We start from the raw sequence: 24,563 nt of genomic DNA, 5'->3' as shown, positions 1-24,563 counted from the left end.
CCCCATAGCCGGGCTGTGGCCCGTTTGCGCCGCGATATGGCAAAATCTGTGACAGGACCCACCTGATCCCGTAAGGGTGACCGCCATCGGGACGGGCCTTAGGGAAGACAGCCATGGCAATCGACGACAAAACCAGAACGGAGCTCGAGGCGGCCGCTTTCCGGCGCCTGGTCGAGCATTTGCGGAGCCGGACGGACGTCCAGAACATCGACCTGATGAATCTGGCCGGCTTCTGCCGCAACTGCCTCTCCAACTGGCTCAAGGATGCCGCGGACGCCCAGGGCGTGCCCCTGAGCAAGGACGAGAGCCGGGAGGCCATCTACGGCATGCCCTACGAGACCTGGAAGGCAAAGTACCAGGGCACGGCCACGCCCGAGCAGCTCGAGGCGATGAAGAAGGTCCATCCCAACGGGCACTGACGCCTCGTCCCGCCGCTCTGAGTCGCACCACACAACAGCTTTCTTCGCGTCGGCGCAGGAAGGTGTGGGCGCGCTGTGGACGAGCGCGATGCTTGCTTGAACGCTGGGAGCGCCGACCCTAAGGGTCTACCCAGCACGCGCGGTGAGGGATGCCGGCGTCACCTCGTTTTGCCAGTTCCATTGGGAGTACCAAGATGGCCACCTCCGCCGCCGTCCGCGACGACGAGCCCGCGACGAAATTTGCCAAGGACCAGCTCAAATCCATCATCGAGCGCATCGAGCGGCTGGAGGAAGAGAAGAAGGCGATCTCCGACGACATCCGCGACGTCTATGCCGAGAGCAAGGGCAACGGCTACGACGTCAAGGCGCTGCGCACCATCGTGCGCCTGCGCAAGCAGGACCCCAACGAGCGCGCGGAGGCCGAGACCATTCTCGAGACCTACATGCAGGCGCTGGGGATGCTCTGAGGCGTTTTGCCTAGAGGCGTTGCAGCGCACCAAGCTTGGGCGAAATCTCGTCATCTGCTAGAGTGCTCGGTGAAGGGACCGAGCGATGGATGTGCCGGGACCAGAGCGCAGGCTTGCCGCAGTTCTCGCCGCAGACATGGTCGGCTTCAGCCGACTGATGGAGGTCGACGAGGCCGGCACACTTGCGCGCCTCAAGACCCATCGGGTCGAACTCATCGATCCCGCTATTACCAAGAATCGCGGTCGTATCATCAAGACGACCGGCGACGGGTTGCTGGTCGAATTCCACAGCGTCGTCGATGCCGTGCTGTGTGCCGCTGAGGTTCAGCATCGCATGGCGCGGCGCAACGCGGATGTGCCGCCGCCGCGGTGGATACAATTCCGCATCGGCATCAATCTCGGCGATGTCATCGTCGATCAGAACGACATTTTCGGCGATGGCGTCAACGTCGCGGCGCGGCTGGAGACGCTCGCCGAGCCCGGAGGCATCTGCGTCTCCAGCGCGGTTCGCGACCAGCTCGGCGAGCGCCTCGATGGCGTCGCATTCGAAGACATCGGCGAGCAGAACGTCAAGAACATCGCGCGCGCCATCCGCGTCTACCGGATCCGATTGGAGGATGTGCCGGCAAGCACGCCAGCCGGTGCGACGGCCGCCGCAAAGCCGACTGGCAAGTCGAAGAAGCCTTCGATCGCCGTGCTGCCGTTCGCCAATATGAGCGGCGATCCGGAGCAGGAGTTCTTCGCCGACGGTCTCACCGAGGACATCATCACCGAGCTTTCACGCTTCCACGATCTGCTGGTGATCTCGCGCAACTCGACCTTCGTGTACAAGGGAAAGTCGGTCAAGGTACAGGATGTTGGCCGCGAATTCGGTGTCGACTACGTCATCGAGGGAAGCGTGCGAAAGGCCGGGGATCGCGTCCGCGTCACCGTGCAGCTGATCGATGCGGAGACGGATCGGCACATCTGGGCCGAGCGTTACGATGGCGAGCTCAAGGACATCTTCGCCATCCAGGACGAGATGACCCGGGCGATCGCCGCCACGTTGCCCGGCCGCGTCGAGGCGGCGACGCACGATCGCGCGAACCGCAAGCCGACGGACAACATGGCGGCCTACGAATGCGTGCTGGCCGCGAAGGTCTTGCATCATCGCTCCAATCGCGAAGACAATGCGCGGGCGCAACTTCTGCTCGACCGGGCGCTCGAACTCGACGCGAGCTATGCGCACGCGCATGCGTGGAAGGCGTGCGTTCTGGGCCAGACCTGGGTCTATAATTGGTGCGCGGATCGCGACGCCACCTTCCAGCAGGTGGCTTCAGAGCTGGAAACCGCGCTGGTTCTCGACGACAATGACGCCGACGTCCACCGCATCCTCGCGGCACTCAATCTGAATCGCGACGACCATGATAAGGCCACTTACCATCAGGAACGCGCGCTCGCGCTCAACCCGAATTATGACCTCGTAGTGGTGCAGCAGGGCGAACTGCTGACCTGGCTGGGAAGACCGGAGGAGGGGATCGACTGGATCAAGAAGGCGATGCGGCTCAACCCGTATCACCCGGAACGATTCTGGAGCCATCTCGGGCGCGCCTATTACTGTGCCGAGAAATACGCCGAAGCCGCCGAAGCCCTCTCGCGGATCTCACGCCCCGATCACACCCATCATGCGTTCCTCGCCGGGATCTTCGCGCAGATGGGCAATGCCGTGGCTGCCGGCGCGCACGCGGCCGAAGTTCTCAAGCGTGAGCCGGCATTTTCCGTCGCCAATCATCTTTCCACCCAGCATTATAAGCGGGAGGTCGATCGTCAGCGCTATGAGGCAGGCCTCCTCCGGGCAGGCCTGCCTCCCTGATCTGGCGCACGGCGGAGACCGATTGCCGATCCATCGAGAGTGAGACTGTGACCGAGCCGATATTGCGGCGCGAGGTGAGCCGCGCCTTCGATGCCTTTCCGGCGCCAATGCGCCGGCGGCTCCTTCAGGTGCGCGATCTGATCTTTGCGACCGCCGCGGCGCATGAGGAGGTCGGCCGGCTCAGCGAAACGCTGAAATGGGGCGAGCCCGCCTATCTGACCGAAGAGACAGGCAGCGGCTCAACGATCAGGCTCGGCCGCCTGAAGGATTCCGATCACGCCGCCATTCTGTTCAACTGCAAGACGACACTGGTCGACACCTTTCGCGAGCGCTTTCCAGATCAGTTCGAGTACCGGCAGACCAGGGCGTTGCTGCTGCCGGTTGCGGGCAAATTGCCGAAGCGGGAGCTCGCCGTCTGCTTGTCGCTGGCGCTGACCTATCATCTGGATCGGCGGGGCAAAAAAGCGCGATAAGGCGGACTTGTAGCCCTGGTGGAGCGCAGCGAAATCCGGGGTCTCGCGCAGCACGCGCCGCTTTCCCGGGTTGCGCTTCGCTCCATCCGGGCTACGAGATTGATTTCTTGAAAATAGTAAGGGCTATCAGCGCAGCGCGGCGGTGCGCACGACGAACGAGGTCGTCTCGAGCTTTGCGGTCGCGCTGCCGGAGAAATTGTCGCAGGACAGGCCCTGCATCGGGTCGTCGGAGAAGCCCATCGCGATCACGGCCTTCGGCTTGACGAAATAGCCGCGCAGCGCAGCCAAATCGAGTTCGCCCATCAGCGTCACCGACATGGCGCGGCTGGCGCTCGGCGATAGCATCAGGATCTTGAGCCAGACGCTCTCGCCCTTGGCTGCGGAGAGGCGGGTCGCGGTTGCGATCCTGCCGTCGATGCTCTTGCCGACCACCGTGTTGATCTCCGTCGCCTGAGCCACGCTGCGGGACGTCGCGGCGGGGCGGGCCGTGCGCGGGATCGGCGCGGAGGCGGCGACGACATTGGCGCGATCGACGGGGGAGGCCGCGGGCGCGTAAGCCAGGGCCTGGAAGGCTGCGTTGGACACGCTCGCGGTTGGTTGCGGATCGGTGGTGGCGGCGAGTGCCTGGCGAGCCTTCAGTGCTGCGACCTGCACTGGCGTGGCCTGCTGCGGCGCAGCCGGGACATCATCCCAGAAGCCGCGGGCATTGATGATGTCGGCCGGGGTCTCCGGCTTTCCGTCAACAGGCTTGCCAGTCGGCGGCTTGTCAGCCACGGGCCCGGCCTTCGGCTTGGGCGGCGCAACGATCTGCGCATCGGCCGAAGCAAGCTGGAGGGTTGCGCCGATCTGCGGCTTGGCGCGCGGCGTCGGCACCGGCTCGGCGGGCTTAGCGGCGGCTGCGATGACGGTCGGCACCGCCGGCTTCGCGGCCGGGGCGGGCGCGCCCTCGTCATCCTCGTCGCTGGCGGCTGGAGCTGCCGACTTGCCCTTGAACAAGGCGGCGAAGAAATTCGGTTTGCTGCCGGCATCGTCGCCGCTGCCGCGCCGCTCGATCTCGGCCTTGGCGAGCTCATAGCCCTTGAGCGGCGTGCCGTCGGTTGGCAGATGCACCGTCTTGCCGTCCGGGAACACGCGCGCGAGCTGGTCATGCGTCATGCGCGGCCAGTGCCGGATGCTGCCGGTGTCGAGGTGCACGAAAGGCGAGCCGGAGGTCGGGTAGAAGCCGACGCCGCCGCGCTGCAGGCGCAGGCCGGCGAAGCGGATCTGCTCCAGCGGCACGCCCGGGATGTAGAAGTCCATCGCATGTCCCAGCATGTGCTGGCTGAAGCGCGCCACACCGGATGAGCGGCGGCGGAGCATGGCGTTGGTGGCGGGAGAGCGATAGGAGGAGATGATCTGGATCGGCTGCTTGCCGTCGACGTCGCGATAGACTTCCCAGAGGATGTCGAAGAGGCGACGGTCCATCACCGTCTCCTCCTGGGTGCGCCAGTCGCGCAGGAAGTGGTTGAGCTGCTTCAGCGCCGCTTCGTCGTAGCGCCCGTCGCGCTTGAAGGTGACGGTGAGATCTTCGCCGGAATGGGTATGGTGGAAGGAGAGCGTCTTGGTCTCGTTCAGCGCGGCGGCATCATGAACCGAACCGGCGGCCGCAAGCAGCAATGCAGCCGCGAGGCCGATCCGGGATCCGGCCTTCACGCCCGCATGGGACAACGACAGCACAGCGAATTGGCGTGCGAAACCAGTCAGCACGTATGAGCCCACCCAGTCGACGAGCGTTCAAATGGACTCTCCCGCCAACCCCGTTAGCAGCGCGAAAGAGGATGAACGCTTTCTTAAAGCGAGAAGGTTAATTCGAGGTTGACCTTCCCGCCCCCAAACCAAGTCAGACTACGATCCTAAACGGTTGACTGTGGCAAAAAAACGCCCGCTGCCCGAACGCAGGTTGGAGAATGGTTAACGTTAAACGGCCCCATCCAGAGGACAGGGCCGCTGATTTCATTGCAGAATTCTTGTGAACCAGGCGCTGAGCCGGGCTCAGCGGGTAAACACCCGCTGCGGACGACGGCCGACTGGCGCTGGCGGTTGGGTCGAGGCCGGCGCTCCGAACAGCCGCTCGAAGAAGTTTGGTCCAGACGAGCCGAAGCCGCCGCCATTGTTGGCCACCGCGACCCCTGATGGCAGCGTCGTCGCCGGGCGGGAATAGCTCGGCTGAGAATGGGCCACGACGGCCTCGAGGTCCTTGCCGCGGTTGTTCTTCAGGATGTTGAGCATGGTCGCGTCGCGGCCGTAAACGTCCTTGCGGAATTGCAGCTTGCCGGCATCGTCCACGAACGCGGTCTGATAGGTGATGTTGACCGGGATCGGCGTCGGGAATTTCAGGTCGATCTCGCTCTTGCCATACATGCTGCGCACGCGCTCGGGCGTGTACTTCTCGCTCGGCATGGTGATGTTGAGCAGCACGGACGCGTATTGATCCGGATTCTGCACTCGCATGCAGCCATGGCTGAAGGCGCGGTCTTCCTTGGCGAACAGGTTCTTGTCCGGCGTGTCGTGCTGATAGACCAGGAACTTGTTCGGGAAGTTGAAGCGGATGCGGCCGAGCGCGTTGGCTTCACCCGGCGGCTGCGAGATGTGCACCGAGCCGTCGCGGTTCTGTTCGAGCTTGAGGCCCATGCGCTGGAGCACGGTCGGGTCCTGCTGAAGCGCCGGCAGATATTCGTTGTAGACGATCGACGGCGGCACGTTCCAGGTCGGGTTGACCGTGATGTACTTCATCGTCTCGGTCAGCAGCGGGGTGGCGTGCTGCCCCGGCTTGCCGGTGACGACGCGGGTGGTCCAGACCTGCTGGCCGTGCTGCATCACTTTCAGCGTGTAGTCGGGAATGTTGAGGATGACATAGGCATCGCCCAGTGAAGGCGCGCCGAGATCGCGCGGCAGCCAGCGCCAGCGCTCCATGTTCACCAGCACGGTGTCGATCTGCTTATCGCGCTTCGGGGTGTTGAGCGCCTTGACCGTCTTGTCGTCGAGAATGCCGGTCGGCTTCATCTCGGCGCCGCTCTGGAATTTGCGCACGGCGTCTGCGACCGCTGCGTCATAGCGGGTGTCGCTGGCGTTCTCGGTGATACCGAGCTTGGCGCGGAGCTGCGGCACGCGCGGATCTTCCACCACCACCTCAGCCTGCTTCTTGCCGGCCGGGGTGTATTTCAGCGAAGGGCCCTCGGCGATCTCGATCACCGGGCCATTGCCCTGGCCGCGCAGCTCGGCGAGCTTGGCCTTCAGCGCCTTGTAGAGCTTGTGCGGCGGGTTGTAGCTGTCGAGCGCCGCGGAGGCATCCGCCGCGGTCGTGACCTTGGTCAGCACCTCGCTCGGATCGACCGGATGCTCGGGATAGAGGATGTCGGCGCTGACTTGCGACCAGTGCATGCGGCCGCTCTGGGCATGGCGCGCATAGTCGAACATGCTGGCGGTGAGCTTGAGCTCGGCATCCGCCAGCGCATCGGGGGTGGTGGCGGCGGCGAAATCCGGCACCGGATAGTCGGCGGGATTGAGGCCGTCGGACGCCGCGTCCTTCAGCCGCGCGATCACGCCCTTGGCCGCGGCGGTCAGGGCGCCGCCTTGGGTCCAGACCGGCGCGAAATCGCGGGCGCCGTAAAACTTCTCGACCGCCGCGCGCTCGTTCTTGCGGTCGAAATAGCGCGAGGCCTTGGCGCCGATGACGTCCTTGAGCTTGTCCGCGACCGGCTGGTCGGCGGCGGGCACGTTGCTCGCTGCCTTCACGGGCTCAGCGGCGGGAGCCGCTGCGGCAGCAGGTGCCGTGGGAGCGGCCGGCGTGACGGTGGCGGTGTCAGCCTTGGCGGGCTCGGTCTTGGCAGGCTCGGTCTTGGCGGGCTCGGTCTTCGCCGTCTCGCTCTTCGGCGCTTCGGGCGCGGGCGTGGTGGCGACGTCGGACGGCTTGGTCTCGACCTTGTCCGGTGCCGGCGCGGCGTCCGCCTTAATCGACTCCCTCGCAGTTTCCTTGCTGGAGTCCTGCACTGTGGCGGTGGTGTCGAGCTTGATGTCGGCCGCAGTCGGAGGCGGGACGTTGGCCGGCTCGGGGCGCGGGATCGCAGCTTCGATCGCAAGCTCTGCTGCGCTGCTGCGCGCCTGATCCTGCGCCAGGGCCGAGCTGGCCGACACCGTGAGGAAGGTCGCCGCGACCGTCATCAAGACACGGTCAAAGCCCGCACGGTGGTTCAAACAGTCACGCATTGTGTCGCACCCCTCGGGTGAGCTGTCCCCTCGTGGAACAGCTTCGTTATCGCCTATTGGTGAGTTTCGGCTAAACCGCGCCGGCCTCTCGAAAGTTGCACACCTGCACGCAACGATTCCTACGCAGACGATATACAGGCCCCGATTTTGCAGCCAGCGCTACCGGGAACAACTCACGACAAACTGACTTCAACGGAGCCTCTTGGCAACGGATTGTGCGCTTCTGCCACGCGCTTTTCCCTCTGTCTGTCACTTCCAAGTCACGGTTCAAATCGCAGTCGAATTCTGTCGTCATGCGAACGGCTTACGGGCGTCTCGCGCCGTTGCGCGAACCGCCGTTCGCACTGGGCTCAGTGCGTCTCCTCACCGCTTTTGCCGCCATGTCCGGGAACCCCCGCCTCGTCGAGTTTGCGGTACAGCGTTGACCGGCCGATTTTGAGCCGGCGAGCCACTTCGGACATCTGGCCGCGATAGTGCGAGATCGCGAAGCGGATGATCTCGTTCTCCATGTCTTCCAGCGAGCGGACATCCCCCGTCGCGGTGAGCAGGGCGAGAGTTCCTACGGCGGGGAGCGGAGCGATTGGTATTTCACTACCTGAGACCACAGAAGGCATTGGGGGCTCGAGCATCAGCGGCGCGGTCGGAATATCCGTGATGGGATGCGCCTGGGAGGCGAGCAGGGGGAAATCGCCGAGGCCGAGCTGGTCGGCGTCGCTCATCACCACCGCGCGGTAGACCGCGTTCTCGAGCTGGCGGATGTTGCCGGGCCAGTCGAGCTGGGCAAGCTGAGCCACGGCCTCGCCGCTGATGCCGGTGATGGGGCGGTTCTCCTCGGCGGCAAAGCGCGCGATGAAATGTCTGAGCAGATGCGGGATATCCTCACGGCGGGCGCGCAGCGAAGGGATCGTCAGCGGCAGCACGTGCAGGCGATAGAACAGGTCTTCCCGGAAATGTCCCTGCTTCACCCGCTCCAGCAGCTTGCGATTGGTGGCCGAGATGATGCGGACGTCGACCTTGACCGGCTTGCGGCCGCCGACTGCCTCCACGGCTCCTTCCTGGAGCGCGCGCAGCAGCTTCACTTGCGCGGTCAGCGGCAGCTCACTGACTTCATCCAGAAACAGCGTGCCGCCATGGGCCTCGACAAACTTGCCCATGTGCCGCTCGGTGGCGCCGGTGAAGGCGCCCTTCTCGTGGCCGAACAGGATGGACTCGACGAGATTGTCGGGAATCGCGCCGCAATTGACCGCGACGAACGGCTTGGCCTTGCGCTCGCCGCTGCCATGGATAGCGCGCGCAAACATCTCCTTGCCCACGCCGGACTCGCCCTCGATCAGCACGGGGATCGCGGAGTTTGCCGCCTTCTGTGCGGCTCGCATCACGCCCGTCATGGCCTCCGAGCGCGTGATGATGTCCGAGAAGGTCAGCCGGCCTTCGCGGCTGTGACGGATACGCTGCAATTCGCCTTTGAGCGCCGACGTGTTGAGCGCGTTGCGCAAGGACACCTGGAGCCGCTCCACGCCGACCGGCTTGACGACGAAATCGGCCGCGCCCGCCCGCATCGCCGAGATCACGTTGTCGATGCCGCCATGGGCGGTCTGCACGATGACGGGGATGCTCAGGCCCGCTTCGCGGATCTTCGCCAATACGCCCATGCCGTCGAGGCCGGGCATCACGAGATCGAGGATGACGGCGTCGATGGCCGGTGCGTCGGGCGCGGTGAGGGCGGCGATTGCGGCGTCGCCGGAGTCCACGACGACCGTCTCGTAGCCGCATTTCTGCACCATGTTCTCGACCAGCCGGCGGGCTACAGCGTCGTCGTCGGCGATCAAAATACTGGCAGCCATGGTGTTCCCCGCACGCTACTACTATCTGTCTCGAATCGGGGCACTCTGGCCGAAGCCGATTAACGCACGCTTAAACCTTGATGCCCCCGCCCGCCGCCGCGATTGTTGAACACAGGTTTCCCACACAATGAATTCGCGCTCCAAGACCGCTCTCACGAAGACCGCTCTCACAAAGTCTGCCCTCCGCAAGCCCGCCACCAAGACCACCGCCGCCAAGACATCTGCCGCCAAGACATCTGCCGCTAAGACATCTGCCGCTAAGACATCTGCCGCCAAGACATCTGTCGCCAAGACATCTGCCGCCAAGACAAAACCCTCCAAGGCTGCGAGCAAGACCGGCAAGCTTCCGGAGTGGAACCTGGCCGATCTCTATTCCGGGATCGATGCGCCGGAAGTGGCGCGCGATCTCGAAACGTTGGACGCCGACTGCGTTGCCTTCGAGACGGACTACAAGGGCAAGCTGGCGACAGGGACAGCAAACGAAAATGGCGGAAAATGGCTCGCCGAGGCGGTGCGACGCTATGAGGCGATCGACGATCTCGCCGGCCGTCTCGGTTCCTATGCCGGCCTCGTGCATGCCGGCGACAGCGTGGACCCTGCGATTTCAAAGTTTTACGGCGACGTGTCCGAGCGCCTGACGGCGGCGTCCACGCATCTGTTGTTCTTCGCGCTCGAGCTCAATCGGATCGATGACGATATTTTGAATCGCGCGATGCAGGCCACCGAGCTCGCGCACTATCGTCCCTGGATCGACGATCTGCGCAAGGAAAAGCCCTACCAGCTCGATGACAAGCTCGAGCAGCTCTTCCTGGAGAAGGCACAGACCGGCTATTCCGCCTTCAACCGGCTGTTCGATCAGACCATCTCGGGCCTGCGCTTCAAGGTCGGCTCCAAGGAGCTCGCGATCGAGCCGACGCTCAATCTGCTGCAGGACCGCGACGGCTTAAAGCGCAAGAGCGCGGCGGAGGCGCTGGCGAAAACCTTCAAGGCCAATGAACGCACCTTTGCGCTGATCACCAACACGCTGGCCAAGGACAAGGACATCTCCGACCGCTGGCGCGGTTTCAAGGACGTCGCGGATTCCCGCCATCTGAACAACCGCGTCGAGCGCGAGGTCGTCGACGCGCTGGTCGCCTCGGTGCGCGCAGCCTATCCAAAGCTGTCGCATCGCTATTACGCGCTCAAGGCGAAGTGGTTCGGCAAGAAGCGGCTGGCCTATTGGGACCGCAACGCGCCGCTGCCGTTCGCGGCGACCGACGTTATCGCCTGGCCGGAGGCGCGAAGCATGGTGCTGACGGCCTATCGCGGCTTCTCGTCTGAGATGGCCGATATCGCCGAGCGCTTCTTCACGGACCGCTGGATTGACGCGCCGGTGCGGCCGGGCAAGGTGCCGGGGGCGTTCTCGCATCCCACCACGCCGTCGGCACACCCCTACGTGCTGATGAACTACCAGGGCAAGCCGCGCGACGTGATGACGCTCGCCCACGAGCTCGGCCATGGCGTCCATCAGGTGCTGGCGGCAAAGAACGGCGCGCTGATGGCGCCGACGCCACTGACGCTGGCCGAAACTGCGAGCGTGTTCGGCGAGATGCTCACCTTCAAGCGTCTCCTTGCCCAGACCAGGAACGCAAAGCAGCGACAGGCGCTGCTCGCCGGCAAGGTCGAGGACATGATCAACACCGTGGTGCGGCAGATCGCGTTCTATTCCTTCGAGCGTGCGGTCCACACCGAGCGCAAGAACGGCGAGCTCACCGCGACCCGGCTCGGCGAGATCTGGCTGTCGGTGCAGGGGGAGAGCCTCGGTCCGGCGATCGAGATCAAGGCGGGCTACGAGAACTACTGGATGTACATCCCACACTTCATCCACTCACCATTCTACGTCTACGCCTACGCCTTCGGCGACTGTCTCGTGAACTCGCTTTATGCGGTCCACGAGAACGCGGCCGAAGGCTTTGCGGAGCGCTATCTCGACATGCTCGCCGCCGGCGGCACCAAGCACTATTCCGAGCTGCTGCGCCCGTTCGGGTTGGACGCCAAGGACCCCAAGTTCTGGGATGGCGGTCTCTCGGTCATCGCCGGCATGATCGACGAGCTGGAGGCAATGGGCTGAGGAGAGGGTGCCCGAATTCAGGGCAGGGGCGGCGCCGGGTATCCGTTGAACCGCGGTTCAGCAAAGGCAAGCGAGCGCTTTGGATCCGCGATAATCGGGATTCCAAATGAGCCTATTTGCTGGAAAACCGCCCCTCCGTGCCGTTGCCCTGTCCGACGGTTTAAGGTATCCCAGCCGAAGAATTCGACTTTCGACTGGGGACATCCATGGCAGATCATAGCGAAGTTGCGTACAGCACCGCCGACGGCAACGACTACGTTTCGCACGAGCAGACCTATGAGGGCTTCATCAAGCTGGTGAAGTACGGCACGGCTTCGGTCGCGCTCATCGTGATCCTGATGGCGATCTTCCTCACCTGACCCGTCTTCGGCAGCTGCACACGCCAACGGCAGCTGCTGCTCAGAAAACTTGCATACAAACCGGTCCCAGAACCGGTATCGAACGCCGCGGGAGTAACGCTTAGTTTGCGCGTGCGCTGTCCCGCGCCGCCGGAGGAGCTATGAAGATCGCCGTTGCCAAGGAAATCGATCCGCTCGAGCCGCGGGTCGCTGCTTCGCCCGATACGGTGAAGAAGTTCAAGGCGCTGGGCGCCGAGGTTGCTGTCGAGCCGGGTGCCGGTATCAAGTCGGGCCTGCCGGATTCCGAGTTCACCGCCGCCGGTGCCACCGTCAGCGCCGATGCGCTCAAGGACGCGGATATCATCATCAAGGTGAAACGCCCGGAGGCGTCCGAGCTTTCGCAGTACAAGCGCGGCGCGCTCGTCATCGCCATCATGGATCCCTATGGCAACGAGGCTGCGCTGAGGGCTATGGCCGATGCCGGCGTTGCTGCCTTCGCGATGGAATTGATGCCGCGCATCACCCGCGCGCAGGTGATGGACGTGCTGTCCTCGCAGGCCAACCTTGCGGGCTACCGCGCCGTGATCGAGGGCGCCGAGGCGTTCGGCCGCGCCTTCCCGATGATGATGACCGCGGCCGGCACCGTGCCCGCGGCGAAGGTGTTCGTGATGGGCGTCGGCGTCGCCGGCCTCCAGGCGATCGCGACCGCGCGCCGCCTCGGCGCGGTGGTCACCGCAACCGACGTCCGGCCCGCGACCAAGGAGCAGGTGGAATCGCTCGGTGCGAAATTCCTCGCCGTCGAGGACGAGGAGTTCAAGAACGCGCAGACGGCCGGCGGCTACGCCAAGGAAATGTCCAGGGAATACCAGGCCAAGCAGGCCGCGCTCACCGCCGAGCACATCAAGAAGCAGGACATCGTGATCACCACCGCGCTGATCCCGGGCCGCCCGGCGCCGAAGCTCGTCAGTGCCGACATGGTCAGGTCGATGAAGCCGGGCTCGGTGCTGGTCGATCTCGCCGTCGAGCGCGGCGGCAATGTCGAAGGCGCCAAGGCCGGCGAGGTCGTCGATCTCGATGGCATCAAGATCGTCGGCTACACCAACGTCGCCGGCCGCGTCGCGGCCTCGGCTTCCAGCCTCTATGCCCGCAATCTGTTCTCCTTCATCGAGACCATGGTCGACAAGAAGGAGAAGCAGCTCGCCGTGAACTGGGACGACGAGCTCGTCAAGGCGACCGCGCTGACGAAAGACGGTGCCGTGATCCACCCGAACTTCCAGCCGAAGGTTTAAGGAGACCCGTCATGGAGCATGTTGCACAGGTCGTCGATCCCTTCATCTTCCGGCTGTCGATCTTCGTCCTCGCCGTCTTCGTCGGCTATTTCGTGGTGTGGTCGGTGACGCCGGCGCTGCACACGCCGCTGATGAGCGTGACCAACGCGATCTCCTCGGTGATTGTGGTCGGCGCGCTGCTCGCGGTCGGCGTCGGCATGGTTTCGAGCGGCTCGGGCTGGGCGCGCGGCTTCGGCTTCGTCGCGCTCATCTTCGCCTGCGTGAACATTTTTGGCGGCTTCCTTGTCACCCAGCGCATGCTGGCGATGTACAAGAAGAAGTCGAAGTAAGCGGCCACCTCGGGCTGAAGGGATCAATGGGGACCTGAGATGAGCGCCAATCTCTCTGCATTCTTGTATCTCGTGGCGGGGGTGCTGTTCATCCTGTCGCTGCGCGGGCTGTCGAGCCCGGCATCGTCGCGCCAGGGCAATCTGTTCGGCATGATCGGCATGGCGATCGCGGTCGCCACCACGCTGGCCAATCATCCGCCGGCGGATGGCCTCGCCTGGGTGCTGGTCATCCTCGCTGTCGCGATCGGCGGGGGCATCGGCGCGGTGATCGCGCGGCGCGTGCCGATGACCTCGATGCCGGAGCTGGTCGCCGCCTTCCACTCGCTGGTCGGCATGGCCGCGGTGCTGGTCGCGGCGGGAGCATATTATGCGCCCGAAGCCTTCGACATCGGTACGCCCGGGCACATCCACACCCAGAGCCTGGTCGAGATGTCGCTCGGCGTCGCCATCGGCGCGCTGACCTTCACCGGCTCGGTGATCGCCTTCCTGAAGCTGTCTGCCCGCATGAGCGGTGCGCCGATCATCCTGCCGGCGCGGCACCTCATCAACATCGCGCTCGCGATTGCGCTCGTCGTGTGCATCGTCGGCCTCGTGATGACCGGCAGCCCGGTGTTCTTCTGGCTGAACGTCATCCTGGCACTCTTGCTCGGCGTGCTCATGATCATCCCGATCGGCGGCGCCGACATGCCGGTCGTGATCTCGATGCTGAACTCCTACTCCGGCTGGGCCGCGGCCGGCATCGGCTTCACGCTCGGCAACTCCGCGCTGATCATCACCGGCGCGCTGGTCGGCTCGTCGGGCGCGATCCTGTCCTACATCATGTGCCACGCGATGAACCGGTCGTTCATCTCGGTCATCCTCGGCGGCTTCGGCGGCGAGACCGCTGCCGCCGGCGGCGGTACGGGCGAGCAGAAGCCGGCCAAGCTCGGTTCGGCGGACGACGCCGCCTTCATCATGAAGAACGCCTCCAAGGTCATCATCGTGCCCGGCTACGGCATGGCGGTGGCGCAGGCTCAGCACGCGCTGCGCGAAATGGCCGATATCTTGAAGAAGGAAGGCGTCGAGGTGAAATACGCCATTCACCCGGTCGCCGGCCGCATGCCGGGCCACATGAACGTGCTGCTCGCCGAAGCCAACGTGCCCTATGACGAGGTGTTCGAGCTCGAGGACATCAACTCCGAGTTCGCGCAGGCCGACATTGCCTTCGTGATCGGCGCCAACGATGTCACCAATCCGGCTGCCGAAGAGGATAAGTCCTCTCCGATCTACGGCATGCCGGTGCTCCAGGTCTGGAAGGCCGGTACTGTGATGTTCATCAAGCGCTCGCTGGCCTCCGGCTATGCCGGCATCGACAACCCGCTATTCTATCGCGACAACACCATGATGCTGCTCGGCGACGCCAAGAAGGTCACCGAGAACATCGTCAAGGCGATGTAATCGCGGAAGGGACCGTCCCATCCGGGGCGGCCCAAAGCCATGCGCGAGCGGCGCGTCAAATGGCGCTGCCCACAAGGTGGCGTGCAGCTGCCTTGCTGCGGAGCCGTCGCAAGCCCTGGTCTCAACCCGAGGGCGGGCCGTGCAATGATGACCATCGTCAAGTGGATCGCCATTGTGCTCGTGACCGTCTATTGCGCCTGTCTCCTCGTGCTGTATGTCCGCCAGCGCGAGATGCTGTTTCCGATCCCGCCCGTCGGCCGCACCGCTCCCGATGCCGCCGGCCTTCCCGAGGCGGAAGAGCATGTCCTGACCACGTCGGACGGTGAGAGAGTCATCCTCTGGCACGTGCCCGCCAAGCCCGGCCATTCCGTGATCCTGTACTTCCCGGGTAATGGCGATTTTCTCGCCGGCCGCATCAGCCGTTTCAAGGCGATGACCGCCGACGGCACCGGCCTCGTTGCCCTGTCCTATCGCGGCTATGCGGGCTCGAGCGGGATGCCGAGCGAGCAGGGGCTGCTGTACGACGCTGCGGCCGCTTACGCCTTCACCGCTGCGCGCTATGCAGCGGAACGAATCGTCGCGTGGGGCTTCTCTCTGGGGACGGGCGTGGCGGTTGCCATCGCCTCGGAACATCGCGTTGGAAAGCTCATCCTGGAGGCGCCTTATACATCGACCGTCGACGTTGCGGCTTCGTCGTTCTGGTTCGTGCCGGTCCGCCTTCTGATGCGCGATCCGTTCCATTCGGACCGGCGCATGGCGCGCGTCACGGTGCCGCTGCTTGTCATGCATGGCACTAACGACCTTGCCATTTCGATCATCTTCGGAGAGCGTCTGTTCGCACTCGCCCATGAGCCCAAGCGGTTCGTTCGCATGGTGGGCGGCGGGCACGACAATCTCGATCAATATGGCGCGATCGAAACGGCGAGAGGGTTCATTGGCGGCTGACAGCTTGGTGCAACGTTGCGTTCTCGTACTCGCTGTCTTCTGCTTGACGCTTCTGCCGCAGAATGCGCTGGCGGCGACGGGGCTCGATGGTGCGGCGATGCGCTGGCCCTATGCGCTGCCCTTTGCCGGCTTGCTGCTGTCGATCGCCTTGGGGCCGCTGCTTTTTGCGAAATTCTGGCACCATCATTACGGCAAGATCGCCGCGGCTTGGGCGCTGCTGGCGCTCGCCTCGCTCGTCTTCTTTGCCGGCGGCATGGCGACGCTGGCGGCGCTCGTTCACGCCATGCTCGCCGAATATCTCGGCTTCATCGTGCTGCTGTTCTCGCTCTACGTCGTGGCCGGTGGCATCCTCATCACAGGGGACATCAAGGCGACGCCGGCGAGCAATTTGGGCATTCTTGCACTCGGCACGTTCGGGGCGAGCGTCGTCGGCACCACGGGTGCCGCGATGATTCTGATTCGCCCCTTGCTCCGCGCCAACCGGCTGCGGCGCCACAACACCCACGTCGTCATCTTGTTCATCATCCTCGTTGCCAATGTCGGCGGCGCGCTGAGCCCGCTTGGCGATCCCCCGCTCTTCGTCGGCTTCCTGCACGGCGTCGACTTCTTCTGGACCACGCGGACCATCTGGTTGCAGACCGTGATCGTGGCCGGGCTGCTGCTCGCGATCTTCGTCGCTGTCGACGTCTGGCGCTTCCGGAGCGAGCCGCCGCTCGATGACACCGGCCCGGCACAGCCGGTCCGCGTCCGCGGGCTGGTCAATTTGCTGCTGATCGCGGCCATCGTCGCCAGCCTGCTCGCATCGGCGCTCTGGAAGCCGGCCATCGCCTTCGACATTCTTGGCACCAAGCTGGAGCTGGAGGATGTCGTCCGCAATCTGGTGCTGCTGGTGATCGCGGCGCTCTCGGTGTGGCTGACGCCCGACGAGCACAGGCAAGCCAACGGCTTCACCTGGGAGCCGATCCGCGAGGTCGCCAAGCTGTTCGCAGGGATCTTCGTCGCCATCATCCCGGTCATTGCCATGCTCAATGCCGGCCATGACGGTGCGTTCGCCTGGCTGCTGTCGGCCGTGACGGAGCCGAACGGCGCACCACGCGAGGCCGCCTATTTCTGGTTCACCGGCCTGATGTCCGCGTTCCTCGACAATGCGCCGACATATCTGTTGTTCTTCGAGCTCGCCGGTGGCGACCCGCGGGTGCTGATGCATGAGCTCTCGGGCACGCTCGCGTCGATCTCCATGGGGGCGGTCTACATGGGTGCGCTCACCTATATCGGCAACGCGCCTAACTTCATGGTGAGCAGCATTGCCAGCGAGAATGGCGTCGAGATGCCGAGCTTCTTCGGCTATCTCCTGCGCGCGGGCGCCGTGCTGGTCCCGCTGTTCCTGCTGCTGACGTTCCTGCCGGTCGCCCCGATCCTGCAGTGGCATTGAATCTCGCGCCTGATTTGATACTGCTCATTCAAGCAACTGGAAGCGGTGGATGAGCGCATATAGTCCGATGCCCCGGTCGGCCTGGATCTTCCCCGCGCTCGCCGTGCTGTTGTTCGCAGCCGTCAGCGCGACCGGTTATGTGTTCACGCTGTCGTTTGGCGGGCTTCTCTTCGCCATCGTCCTTCTGGTTATCCTGTTCGGCACGGTGTTCGCCGCTGTTCATCATGCCGAAGTGATCGCGGAGCGGGTCGGCGAACCCTATGGCACGCTGGTGCTGACGCTCTCGGTGACCATCATCGAGGTGGTGCTGATCACCACGATCATGCTGGGCGACAAGCCTGCGCCGGAACTGGCCCGCGACACCGTGTTCGCCGTGGTCATGATCGTCTGCAACGGCCTCGTCGGCCTCTGCATTTTGATCGGCGGCCTGCGCTATCGCGAGCAGGGTTTTCAGCTCTCCGGCGCCAACGTCTATCTCAGCGTGCTGTTCGCGCTCGCGACCATCACGTTGATCCTGCCGAACTACACCATCACCACACCTGGCCCGGTCTATTCCTCGGTCCAGCTCGGCTTCGTCGATGTCGTCACACTCGCGCTGTATGGGGTCTTTCTCTACACCCAGATCGTCCTGCACAAGGATTACTTCGTTCATGAACGGCCGGAGGGCGAGGGCGGGGAGGGGCACCTGTCGGCCGGGATGCTCGCGCTCACCGTGGCGCTGCTCCTGGTCTCGCTGCTGGCAGTCGTGCTGCTGGCCAAGAAATTCTCGCTGGTGGTTGATGCGGTCGGCGCCAGGATCGGCGCGCCGCCGGCCTTCGCCGGCCTTCTGGTCGCGCTGCTGATCCTGATGCCCGAGGGTGTCGCGGCCATTGCGGCGGCCCGCAAGAACGACCTCCAGAAGAGCATCAATCTCGCGCTCGGCTCGTCGCTGGCGACCATCGGCCTGACCATCCCCGCCGTCGGCGTCGCCACCTACGCGCTCGACAAGGAGCTCGAACTCGGCCTCAGCGCCCAGGGCAGCGTGCTTTTGCTGCTGACCTTCTTCCTGAGCATGCTGACCTTCGGCACGGGCAGGACCAATGTCCTGTTCGGCCTGGTCCATATGGTGGTATTTGCCGTCTACGTGTTCATGGTTTTCGTGCCGTAGAAGGAACTCCAGATGCTTGCCGCCAGGTCCGAGGTTCAGGTCGACAACGAAGAGGTCCGGGTCACGGAATGGCGCCTTCCGCCTGGCAGCGCGACCGGCCATCACACCCACGGCATGGACTATGTGATCGTGCCCGTGCTCGCCGGCGAGATGACCATCGTGGCGCCCAATGGCGAACGGTCCAAGGCGCAACTCGCCGCCGGAAAATCCTACTTCCGCAAGGCGGGCGTCCAACATGACGTACTTAACGAAACCTCAACTGAGATCGTGTTCGTTGAAGTCGAGCTAAAACGTTGAGTTGGCGCGACCGTTTGCCATCGATCCGTCGCAGTTGATCCCTCACAATGCCCTAAAGTTCCCGCATCAGATCGCGCGGGGAGTGGTCGGAATGCTGAAATACCTCGCAAAAATTTCGATGGATATTTTCCCCTCGGTGCTCGCGACGATCATCGGGGCCTACATCGTTAATCATTACATCAACGCCAAGCCGACGGCCGACACTCCAGCCGCCGCGGTCGCGCCTGCCAAGACCGGCAGTGACAAGCCCACCGATACCGCCAACCTTCCTGCCCCCGGCGTCAAAGCCAAGGGCATCTCCGAGAAGAACGTCACGGACAAGGCGGCGGCCGAGAAGCCTGCCGATCATCAGGCGCCTGTCGAGACCAAGGCCGCAGACGTGGCTCCCGCCGAAATCAGCCCGCGCGGCCGTCCGCGCGACAAGGCCGCGGCCAAGTCCGCTCCGGCTGCCTCTGCTCCCGTGGTTGAGGCCAATTCGGCCGCGACCGCGGCTTCTCCAGCCGCCACCCCCGACGCCAACGATCTCGCGCGTGCCGCGATCGAGCGCCTGCGCAAGTCGCCTGAGGGCAAGGCTGCTGAGGCCAGATCTTCCGAAACCAGGCCCGCCGAGGTTCGCTCGTCGGAGACCAAGCAAGCCGAGCGGCCGGCAGAGCCCGTGGTGCGGGAAGCCACCCGCACGCCGGAGGCTCCGCGGGTCGTCAGCATGGAGCCGGCCCCGGTTCGTCCGCTGCCGCCCCCGATCACTGTATCGACGCCCTCATCTGAGGCCTATGGCAATGGTGGCTCCAATCCGCCCTACACGGCCTCGGTCAGCAACGACGATCCGAATCGGGTGAGGCCGCCGGCTGACATTCCCGTGCCGGTCATCGCGCCACCGCTCGATCTGCGTGCCGACGCTGGCGCCTCCATGCCGCGGCCGAAGAAGACCAATGTCGCCGACGAGATGCTGTCGGGCATGAAGTCGATGTTCAACGCGGTTCTGCCGAAGAGCGCTACCCCCGACTGAGCTGCGCTCCGCGTTGCGCCAAACCGTCAGCCGCCGACGCGGGCGAGGCCGCTGCGGGCGGCGTCATCGCGTGGACGCAGCGCGACCGCCTTGGTGTAGGACGCCGCCGCCTTGGCTCTGTCGCCCAGCCGCTCATAGGCCTGTCCACGCGTGGTCCAGACCTGGGCGTTGTGCGGATCGGCCTCGGAGGCTTCATCGAGATCGGCTGCGGCCTCCTTGTTCTTGCCGAGCGCAAGATAGCTGTTGGCGCGACCGAGCAGCGGCTCGGCCTTTTGCGGGTTGAGCCCGCTCGCAGCGCTGAAATCGGCGATCGCGAAGTCGTGCTGGTTCTTGCCCTGGTAGATCAGCGCGCGGCCATAAAGCGCCTGCGCATTGTAGGGGTCGAGCCCGACCGCGCGATTGAACTCGTCGAGCGCTGCCGCGGTCTCGCCTGACTTCGCCAGCGACTGGGCCTTTGCGGTGTGGGCCTGAGCTTCGGCGATGTTGCCGGCGCTCACCGCGCTCTCGGTGGGCGCGGCCGTCTTGGGTGCTTCTTGCGGCTTGTCCTTCTCGGGGAGTAGCGATCCGAGATCGAATGAGCAGCCGCAGAGCGCAATCCCCATCACGGCCAGCGCGAACGGCTGCCGCCAGATCTGGCGTAGCCGCGGCAAGCCACGCTCGGGGAAGGGAGAGGCCATCCACGGTTCGCTCGCGCTAGAGCATGCTCCGGAAGTCTGAAGCGGTTTTCCGAAGAGATCATGCTCGAACAAAACCAAAGCGCGATGATAATTCGTCCCAGTCTCATTCGCGCTTTAGCGCCGCATCGGTAGTGCCCGTCCCGGAAAGGCACCGCTCACAAACAATGACGCGGGCCAAGGGCCCGCGTCATCGAAAACTGAGGTCTTACAGGTTCGGCAAATCAGCGCGGGCCGCGCGGGCCTGCACCGGCGCCGCCACGAGCGCCGCGATCACCGCCCGGGCCGGCGCCGAACACCGGCTTCGGCTTCATCGGCAGCAGGCCTTCGCGCTGCAGCTTCTTGCGGGCCAGCTTGCGCGCACGGCGCACGGCTTCGGCCTTTTCGCGGGCCTTCTTCTCGGAGGGCTTCTCGTAATGACCGCGGAGCTTCATCTCGCGGAAAATTCCCTCGCGCTGCATCTTCTTCTTCAGCGCCTTGAGGGCTTGATCAACATTGTTATCGCGAACGAGAACCTGCACGCGGCATCCTCTTCAGGTGGATCGGATTTGAATTCTGGTAAGTCAAAGGGGATGGCAAAAGCCCGGCGCCCTTAACCTTGAGCGCGGGGATGTATCAGACAAAACCAGAGATGTCCACCGGCCAAGCGGGTTTTCGGGCCAAGTTCGGCCATTAAATGCGGCGAAAATACCTCCATGCGGCCCCGATTTTGGAGATTTGGCGCCATTTGGGGGGCCGTGACCGGGGCTTTGTTCCGGCCTCTTTGAAATGAGGGGACTGTCCATGGACATGAAAAAATACGCCGCCGAGGCCATCGGCACCTTCTGGCTCACTTTCGCAGGCTGCGGGAGCGCGGTCATCGCCGCCGGCTTCCCCCAGGTCGGCATCGGCCTGGTCGGTGTCTCCCTCGCGTTCGGCCTGAGCGTCGTCACCATGGCTTATGCGATCGGCCACATCTCGGGCTGCCATCTCAACCCGGCTGTCACGGTCGGTCTCGCCGCCGGTGGCCGCTTTCCGGCAGGTCAGATCCTGCCCTACGTGATCGCCCAGGTGGCGGGTGCGATCGTCGCCGCGTGGCTGCTGTACGTCATCGCGAGCGGAGCGCCCGGATTCGATGTCGGCAAGGGCTTCGCCTCCAACGGCTATGATGCGCATTCGCCCGGCCAGTACAGCATGATCGCGTGCTTCCTCACCGAGGCGGTGATGACCATGATGTTCCTGTTCATCATCATGGGTGCCACCCACGGCCGCGCGCCGGCGGGTTTCGCACCGCTCGCGATCGGGCTCGCGCTGGTGATGATCCATCTCGTCAGCATTCCCGTCACCAACACGTCGGTGAACCCGGCGCGCAGCACCGGCCCGGCACTGTTCGTCGGCGGCTGGGCGCTGTCGCAACTCTGGCTGTTCTGGGTTGCACCGCTGATCGGCGGCGCTCTGGGTGGGGTGATCTATCGCTGGCTCAGCGAGGAGCCTACCGGCGTCGTCGCGGGCGTGAAGACCGCGTGATCGCAAAGAGCGGGATCGCAGGTCGAAGCTGCGGTCCCGTTAATTGCCGATGGTGGGGCGCACTTCGGTGACGTGGCCCATCTTGCGGCCGGGACGCGGCGCCCCCTTGCCGTAGATGTGGACGGTGGCGCCCGGCACGGTGAGCCACTTCTCGTAATCGTTGATCTCGTCCCCAATCAGGTTGGTCATGGTGACGACCTCGCCATGGCGCACCGGCTTGCCGAGCGGCCAGCCGGCGATCGCGCGGATGTGCTGCTCGAATTGCGAGACCGAAGCGCCGTCGAGCGTCCAGTGTCCGGAATTGTGCACGCGCGGGGCGATCTCGTTGACCAGTACCTTCGGTCCGGTGCCATTGGCGAGCACGAACATCTCGACGGCGAGCACGCCGACATAATCGAGCGCGTTTGCGATCTTGGTCGCGACGCTGCGCGCTTCATCGGCGAGAGCGTCCGGGATCGGTGCCGGTGCGCGGGAGATTTTCAGAATGTGGTCGCGGTGTTCGTTCTCGGTGACGTCGAAGCACTCGACCTGGCCTGTGGCCGAGCGTGCAGCGATCACGGAGATCTCGCGCTCGAACGGCACGAAGGCCTCCAGGATCGCCGATTTGGTGCCGAGACTGGTCCACACCTTGGCGATGTCGTCGCCCTCGCGGATGATGGCCTGGCCCTTGCCGTCATAGCCGAAGCGGCGGGTTTTCACCACGGCCGGGAGGCCGATCCTCAGGATCGCCTCGCGTAGCGAGGAGACGGAGGTGACGTCGGCATAGGCCGCAGTGCCGATGCCGAGCTTCGTCACGAAATCCTTCTCGGCGAGCCGGTCCTGGGTGGTCTCGAGGATCCTGCGATTGGGCAGCACCGGGCGGCGCGCGTCCAGCACCATCGCGGCGGCGGCCGGCACGTTCTCGAATTCGTAGGTGATGACATCGACGTCGCTCGCGAACAGCTCGAGCGCTTCGACATCGGCGTATTCGGCGCAGGTCGCGTTCAGCACGACGTCGAAGGCCGGCGAATCCGGATCGGGCGAGAACACCTGACAGCGCAGGCCGAGCCGGGCCGCGGCCATGGCCAGCATCCGGCCCAATTGTCCGCCGCCGAGGATTCCGATGGTGTCACCGGGCTTCAGCTTCACGTGCCTGGTGTCGGTCACGCCTTGTCCTCCGGGCGCTCGGCGACCGCCTCAGTTTGAGCCTTGCGCCAGGCGGCGAGGCGATCGGACAAGGCCGGGTCGGACAATGCCAGCACGGCGGCTGCCAGCAGCGCGGCGTTGATCGCGCCAGCCTTGCCGATGGCGAGGGTGCCGACCGGGATGCCCGCTGGCATCTGGACGATCGAATAGAGCGAATCGACGCCCTTCAGCGTCTTGGATTCGACGGGAACGCCGAATACCGGGAGTTCCGTCAGCGCCGCCGCCATGCCGGGCAGATGTGCGGCGCCACCGGCGCCGGCGATGATGACCTTGTAACCCGCGGCCTTGGCGCCCTTGGCGAAAGCAAACAGCCGGTCGGGAGTGCGGTGGGCCGAGACGACGCGGCTGTCGGCGGCAATGCCGAGCGCGTCAAGCGTGTCGGCGGCATGCCGCATCGTGTCCCAGTCCGACTGACTTCCCATGATGATGGCGATCGGCGCGGTCATGACATCAAATGTGCCCGGAAAAACAGAAAGATAGGCCAGATTAAAGGTTCCGGCCGGCGGCTCGCAAGGCGGTGGCAAGGAGAAGGGAATCCACTATCCTGTCTTGGTGAATCCCCGCAAGCCTTCATTGAGCAGGATGCCCATGAAGAAACCAAAAAGGGCTAGCGCCGCGAAGGCCAAAGAGGGCCGGAAGACCAGCGCCGGCCGATCCAATGCCGCCCCCAAACGGCCGACCAAGCGTCGGGCGAAGCCGTCGCGGCGCGCCGCGTTGGATGATGACGGAGCCAGAGACAACGTCAGGGCGACGATCCGGGGCTTGCGGGCCAAGCTCAAGGAAGCGCAGCGCCGGGTCGCGGAGCTGGAAGCTGCGGCCGACACCGATTTCCTGCTCGAAATTCACAACCGGCGCGGCTTCGAGCGCGAGCTCGCGCGCGCCATCGCCTATATGAAGCGCTACCGCGCCAGCGGGGCGCTGATCGTGCTCGACGTCGACCGGCTGAAGCCGATCAACGATTCCTTCGGCCATGCCGCCGGCGACGAGGTGCTCAAGGCGATTGTCGCCACGCTGACGCGACAGGTGCGCGCCTCCGACGTGGTCGGCCGGCTCGGGGGCGACGAGTTCGCGCTGCTGCTCTGGAATCTCAGCGAGACCGATGCCAAGGCGAAGGCCACGGCCTTGGAGCAGGCGATCGACGAATTGTCCTTCGTCTTCCGCGGGCAGCACGTGACCGCAGGCGCCTCTGCCGGCGTCGCGTTGCTCGGTCCCCACTCCGACGCAGGCCGCGCCCTGGAGGAGGCCGATGCCGCCATGTACGTCCGCAAGGCGCACCGCCGGCACGAGCCGCGGATCAGGCTGGCCAGCGGCGAGCGCTAGAGGGTCGCAAGATCTTCGGGCACGTTGCCGAATTTGCGCAGCAGCGTCGCGTCACCGAACTCGCCGGTCATGGGATCGCCGCTGCGGCTGAACGCGATCGCGCCGACATGGCCGGCGCCGCGCGCGAGAATCTCTGCGCGTCGTAGCGCCGCCGTCGAGGACTGACACTCCTCCGCGGCGCCCGCGACCGGCGAGCCGTCGGCATCGATCAAGAAGGGCATTGCAACGTAGTAGGTCACATCTGACAT

Annotated in this window: 24 protein-coding genes; 16 read left to right on the top strand and 8 right to left on the bottom strand. The window is 64.7% G+C overall.

The window, feature by feature from the left end:
- Positions 1–113 precede the first annotated feature (113 nt).
- The 4 genes from BRAD3257_RS35050 to BRAD3257_RS35035 all read left to right on the top strand — a co-directional run bounded on the left by BRAD3257_RS35050 (position 114) and on the right by BRAD3257_RS35035 (position 3,211).
- On the top strand, positions 114–419 hold the full coding sequence (locus BRAD3257_RS35050) for a DUF1244 domain-containing protein (protein ID WP_122405616.1): 306 nt from the start codon (positions 114–116) through the stop codon (positions 417–419).
- A gap of 194 nt (positions 420–613) precedes the next feature.
- Complete coding sequence (locus tag BRAD3257_RS35045; protein WP_018641571.1) at positions 614–886, top strand: DUF2312 domain-containing protein; 273 nt, start codon at positions 614–616, stop codon at positions 884–886.
- Positions 887–971: 85 nt separating this feature from the next.
- The gene (locus BRAD3257_RS35040) at positions 972–2,738 is read left to right on the top strand and encodes an adenylate/guanylate cyclase domain-containing protein (RefSeq protein WP_122405615.1); all 1,767 of its coding nucleotides are present in this window, start codon (positions 972–974) and stop codon (positions 2,736–2,738) included.
- Positions 2,739–2,785: 47 nt separating this feature from the next.
- Positions 2,786–3,211: a DUF1801 domain-containing protein gene (locus BRAD3257_RS35035; protein WP_122405614.1), complete on the top strand. Its 426-nt coding sequence runs from the start codon at positions 2,786–2,788 to the stop codon at positions 3,209–3,211.
- A 126-nt stretch (positions 3,212–3,337) separates the two neighbouring features.
- On the opposite strand, the gene BRAD3257_RS35030 is transcribed toward BRAD3257_RS35035, so the two are convergent.
- The 3 genes from BRAD3257_RS35030 to BRAD3257_RS35020 form a co-directional block, all read right to left on the bottom strand.
- Positions 3,338–4,957 carry a peptidoglycan L,D-endopeptidase MepK gene (locus BRAD3257_RS35030; RefSeq protein ID WP_244607823.1) on the bottom strand — a complete coding sequence of 540 codons (1,620 nt, stop codon included), beginning with the start codon at positions 4,955–4,957 and terminating at the stop codon, positions 3,338–3,340.
- A gap of 285 nt (positions 4,958–5,242) precedes the next feature.
- The gene (locus tag BRAD3257_RS35025) at positions 5,243–7,456 is read right to left on the bottom strand and encodes a L,D-transpeptidase family protein (RefSeq protein WP_122405612.1); all 2,214 of its coding nucleotides are present in this window, start codon (positions 7,454–7,456) and stop codon (positions 5,243–5,245) included.
- 350 nt (positions 7,457–7,806) lie between these two features.
- Positions 7,807–9,300, bottom strand: coding sequence for a sigma-54-dependent transcriptional regulator (locus BRAD3257_RS35020; RefSeq protein ID WP_122405611.1), 1,494 nt, complete (start codon positions 9,298–9,300; stop codon positions 7,807–7,809).
- A gap of 127 nt (positions 9,301–9,427) precedes the next feature.
- Here BRAD3257_RS35020 and BRAD3257_RS35015 point away from each other — a divergent pair, with 127 nt between their 5' ends.
- The 10 genes from BRAD3257_RS35015 to BRAD3257_RS34970 all read left to right on the top strand — a co-directional run bounded on the left by BRAD3257_RS35015 (position 9,428) and on the right by BRAD3257_RS34970 (position 19,630).
- On the top strand, positions 9,428–11,410 hold the full coding sequence (locus tag BRAD3257_RS35015) for a M3 family oligoendopeptidase (RefSeq protein ID WP_122405610.1): 1,983 nt from the start codon (positions 9,428–9,430) through the stop codon (positions 11,408–11,410).
- Positions 11,411–11,616: 206 nt separating this feature from the next.
- Positions 11,617–11,769 carry an aa3-type cytochrome c oxidase subunit IV gene (locus BRAD3257_RS35010; protein WP_122405609.1) on the top strand — a complete coding sequence of 51 codons (153 nt, stop codon included), beginning with the start codon at positions 11,617–11,619 and terminating at the stop codon, positions 11,767–11,769.
- Between the two features lie 140 nt (positions 11,770–11,909).
- Complete coding sequence (locus BRAD3257_RS35005) at positions 11,910–13,037, top strand: Re/Si-specific NAD(P)(+) transhydrogenase subunit alpha (protein ID WP_122405608.1); 1,128 nt, start codon at positions 11,910–11,912, stop codon at positions 13,035–13,037.
- Between the two features lie 11 nt (positions 13,038–13,048).
- Positions 13,049–13,366 carry a proton-translocating transhydrogenase family protein gene (locus BRAD3257_RS35000; protein WP_091888212.1) on the top strand — a complete coding sequence of 106 codons (318 nt, stop codon included), beginning with the start codon at positions 13,049–13,051 and terminating at the stop codon, positions 13,364–13,366.
- A 39-nt stretch (positions 13,367–13,405) separates the two neighbouring features.
- Entirely contained in the window at positions 13,406–14,803 is a 1,398-nt protein-coding gene (locus tag BRAD3257_RS34995; RefSeq protein WP_122405607.1) for an NAD(P)(+) transhydrogenase (Re/Si-specific) subunit beta, read from the top strand.
- A gap of 147 nt (positions 14,804–14,950) precedes the next feature.
- The gene (locus BRAD3257_RS34990) at positions 14,951–15,748 is read left to right on the top strand and encodes an alpha/beta hydrolase (protein WP_122405606.1); all 798 of its coding nucleotides are present in this window, start codon (positions 14,951–14,953) and stop codon (positions 15,746–15,748) included.
- A 97-nt stretch (positions 15,749–15,845) separates the two neighbouring features.
- A complete protein-coding gene (locus tag BRAD3257_RS34985) occupies positions 15,846–17,180 on the top strand; it encodes a sodium:proton antiporter (protein WP_244608055.1) in 1,335 nt (444 codons plus the stop codon).
- Between the two features lie 49 nt (positions 17,181–17,229).
- Entirely contained in the window at positions 17,230–18,327 is a 1,098-nt protein-coding gene (locus BRAD3257_RS34980) for a calcium:cation antiporter (protein ID WP_122405604.1), read from the top strand.
- Between the two features lie 12 nt (positions 18,328–18,339).
- Complete coding sequence (locus BRAD3257_RS34975) at positions 18,340–18,624, top strand: cupin domain-containing protein (RefSeq protein ID WP_122405603.1); 285 nt, start codon at positions 18,340–18,342, stop codon at positions 18,622–18,624.
- A 91-nt stretch (positions 18,625–18,715) separates the two neighbouring features.
- Complete coding sequence (locus BRAD3257_RS34970; RefSeq protein WP_122406927.1) at positions 18,716–19,630, top strand: hypothetical protein; 915 nt, start codon at positions 18,716–18,718, stop codon at positions 19,628–19,630.
- Positions 19,631–19,656: 26 nt separating this feature from the next.
- Here BRAD3257_RS34970 and BRAD3257_RS34965 read toward each other — a convergent pair whose 3' ends face one another.
- Together BRAD3257_RS34965 and rpsU are read right to left on the bottom strand one after the other, a co-directional pair.
- The gene (locus BRAD3257_RS34965; RefSeq protein WP_122405602.1) at positions 19,657–20,307 is read right to left on the bottom strand and encodes a tetratricopeptide repeat protein; all 651 of its coding nucleotides are present in this window, start codon (positions 20,305–20,307) and stop codon (positions 19,657–19,659) included.
- A 221-nt stretch (positions 20,308–20,528) separates the two neighbouring features.
- Positions 20,529–20,825: a 30S ribosomal protein S21 gene (rpsU, locus tag BRAD3257_RS34960; protein WP_027573137.1), complete on the bottom strand. Its 297-nt coding sequence runs from the start codon at positions 20,823–20,825 to the stop codon at positions 20,529–20,531.
- A gap of 262 nt (positions 20,826–21,087) precedes the next feature.
- On the opposite strand from rpsU, the gene aqpZ reads away from it, so the two are divergent.
- Entirely contained in the window at positions 21,088–21,810 is a 723-nt protein-coding gene (gene aqpZ, locus BRAD3257_RS34955) for an aquaporin Z (RefSeq protein ID WP_122405601.1), read from the top strand.
- 39 nt (positions 21,811–21,849) lie between these two features.
- On the opposite strand, the gene BRAD3257_RS34950 is transcribed toward aqpZ, so the two are convergent.
- The gene (locus tag BRAD3257_RS34950) at positions 21,850–22,956 is read right to left on the bottom strand and encodes a 5-(carboxyamino)imidazole ribonucleotide synthase (protein WP_122405600.1); all 1,107 of its coding nucleotides are present in this window, start codon (positions 22,954–22,956) and stop codon (positions 21,850–21,852) included.
- Positions 22,953–23,441 (bottom strand): 5-(carboxyamino)imidazole ribonucleotide mutase, encoded by a 489-nt coding sequence (purE, locus tag BRAD3257_RS34945; RefSeq protein WP_122405599.1) that lies wholly within the window; start codon positions 23,439–23,441, stop codon positions 22,953–22,955. The genes BRAD3257_RS34950 and purE overlap by 4 nt, the downstream gene beginning before the upstream one ends.
- A 142-nt stretch (positions 23,442–23,583) precedes the next feature.
- Between purE and BRAD3257_RS34940 the strand changes: the two genes are divergently transcribed.
- Positions 23,584–24,315, top strand: a complete 732-nt coding sequence (locus tag BRAD3257_RS34940) for a GGDEF domain-containing protein (protein ID WP_162500444.1) — start codon at positions 23,584–23,586, stop codon at positions 24,313–24,315.
- On the opposite strand, the gene BRAD3257_RS34935 is transcribed toward BRAD3257_RS34940, so the two are convergent.
- Positions 24,312–24,563 (bottom strand): hypothetical protein, encoded by a 252-nt coding sequence (locus tag BRAD3257_RS34935; protein ID WP_122405597.1) that lies wholly within the window; start codon positions 24,561–24,563, stop codon positions 24,312–24,314. The genes BRAD3257_RS34940 and BRAD3257_RS34935 overlap by 4 nt on opposite strands.

Origin of the sequence: Bradyrhizobium vignae, from assembly GCF_900324035.1 — a bacterium.
Lineage (GTDB): Bacteria > Pseudomonadota > Alphaproteobacteria > Rhizobiales > Xanthobacteraceae > Bradyrhizobium > Bradyrhizobium vignae.
Note: the sequence above shows the minus strand (reverse complement) of the source record. Positions and strands in the feature narration are given on the sequence as shown.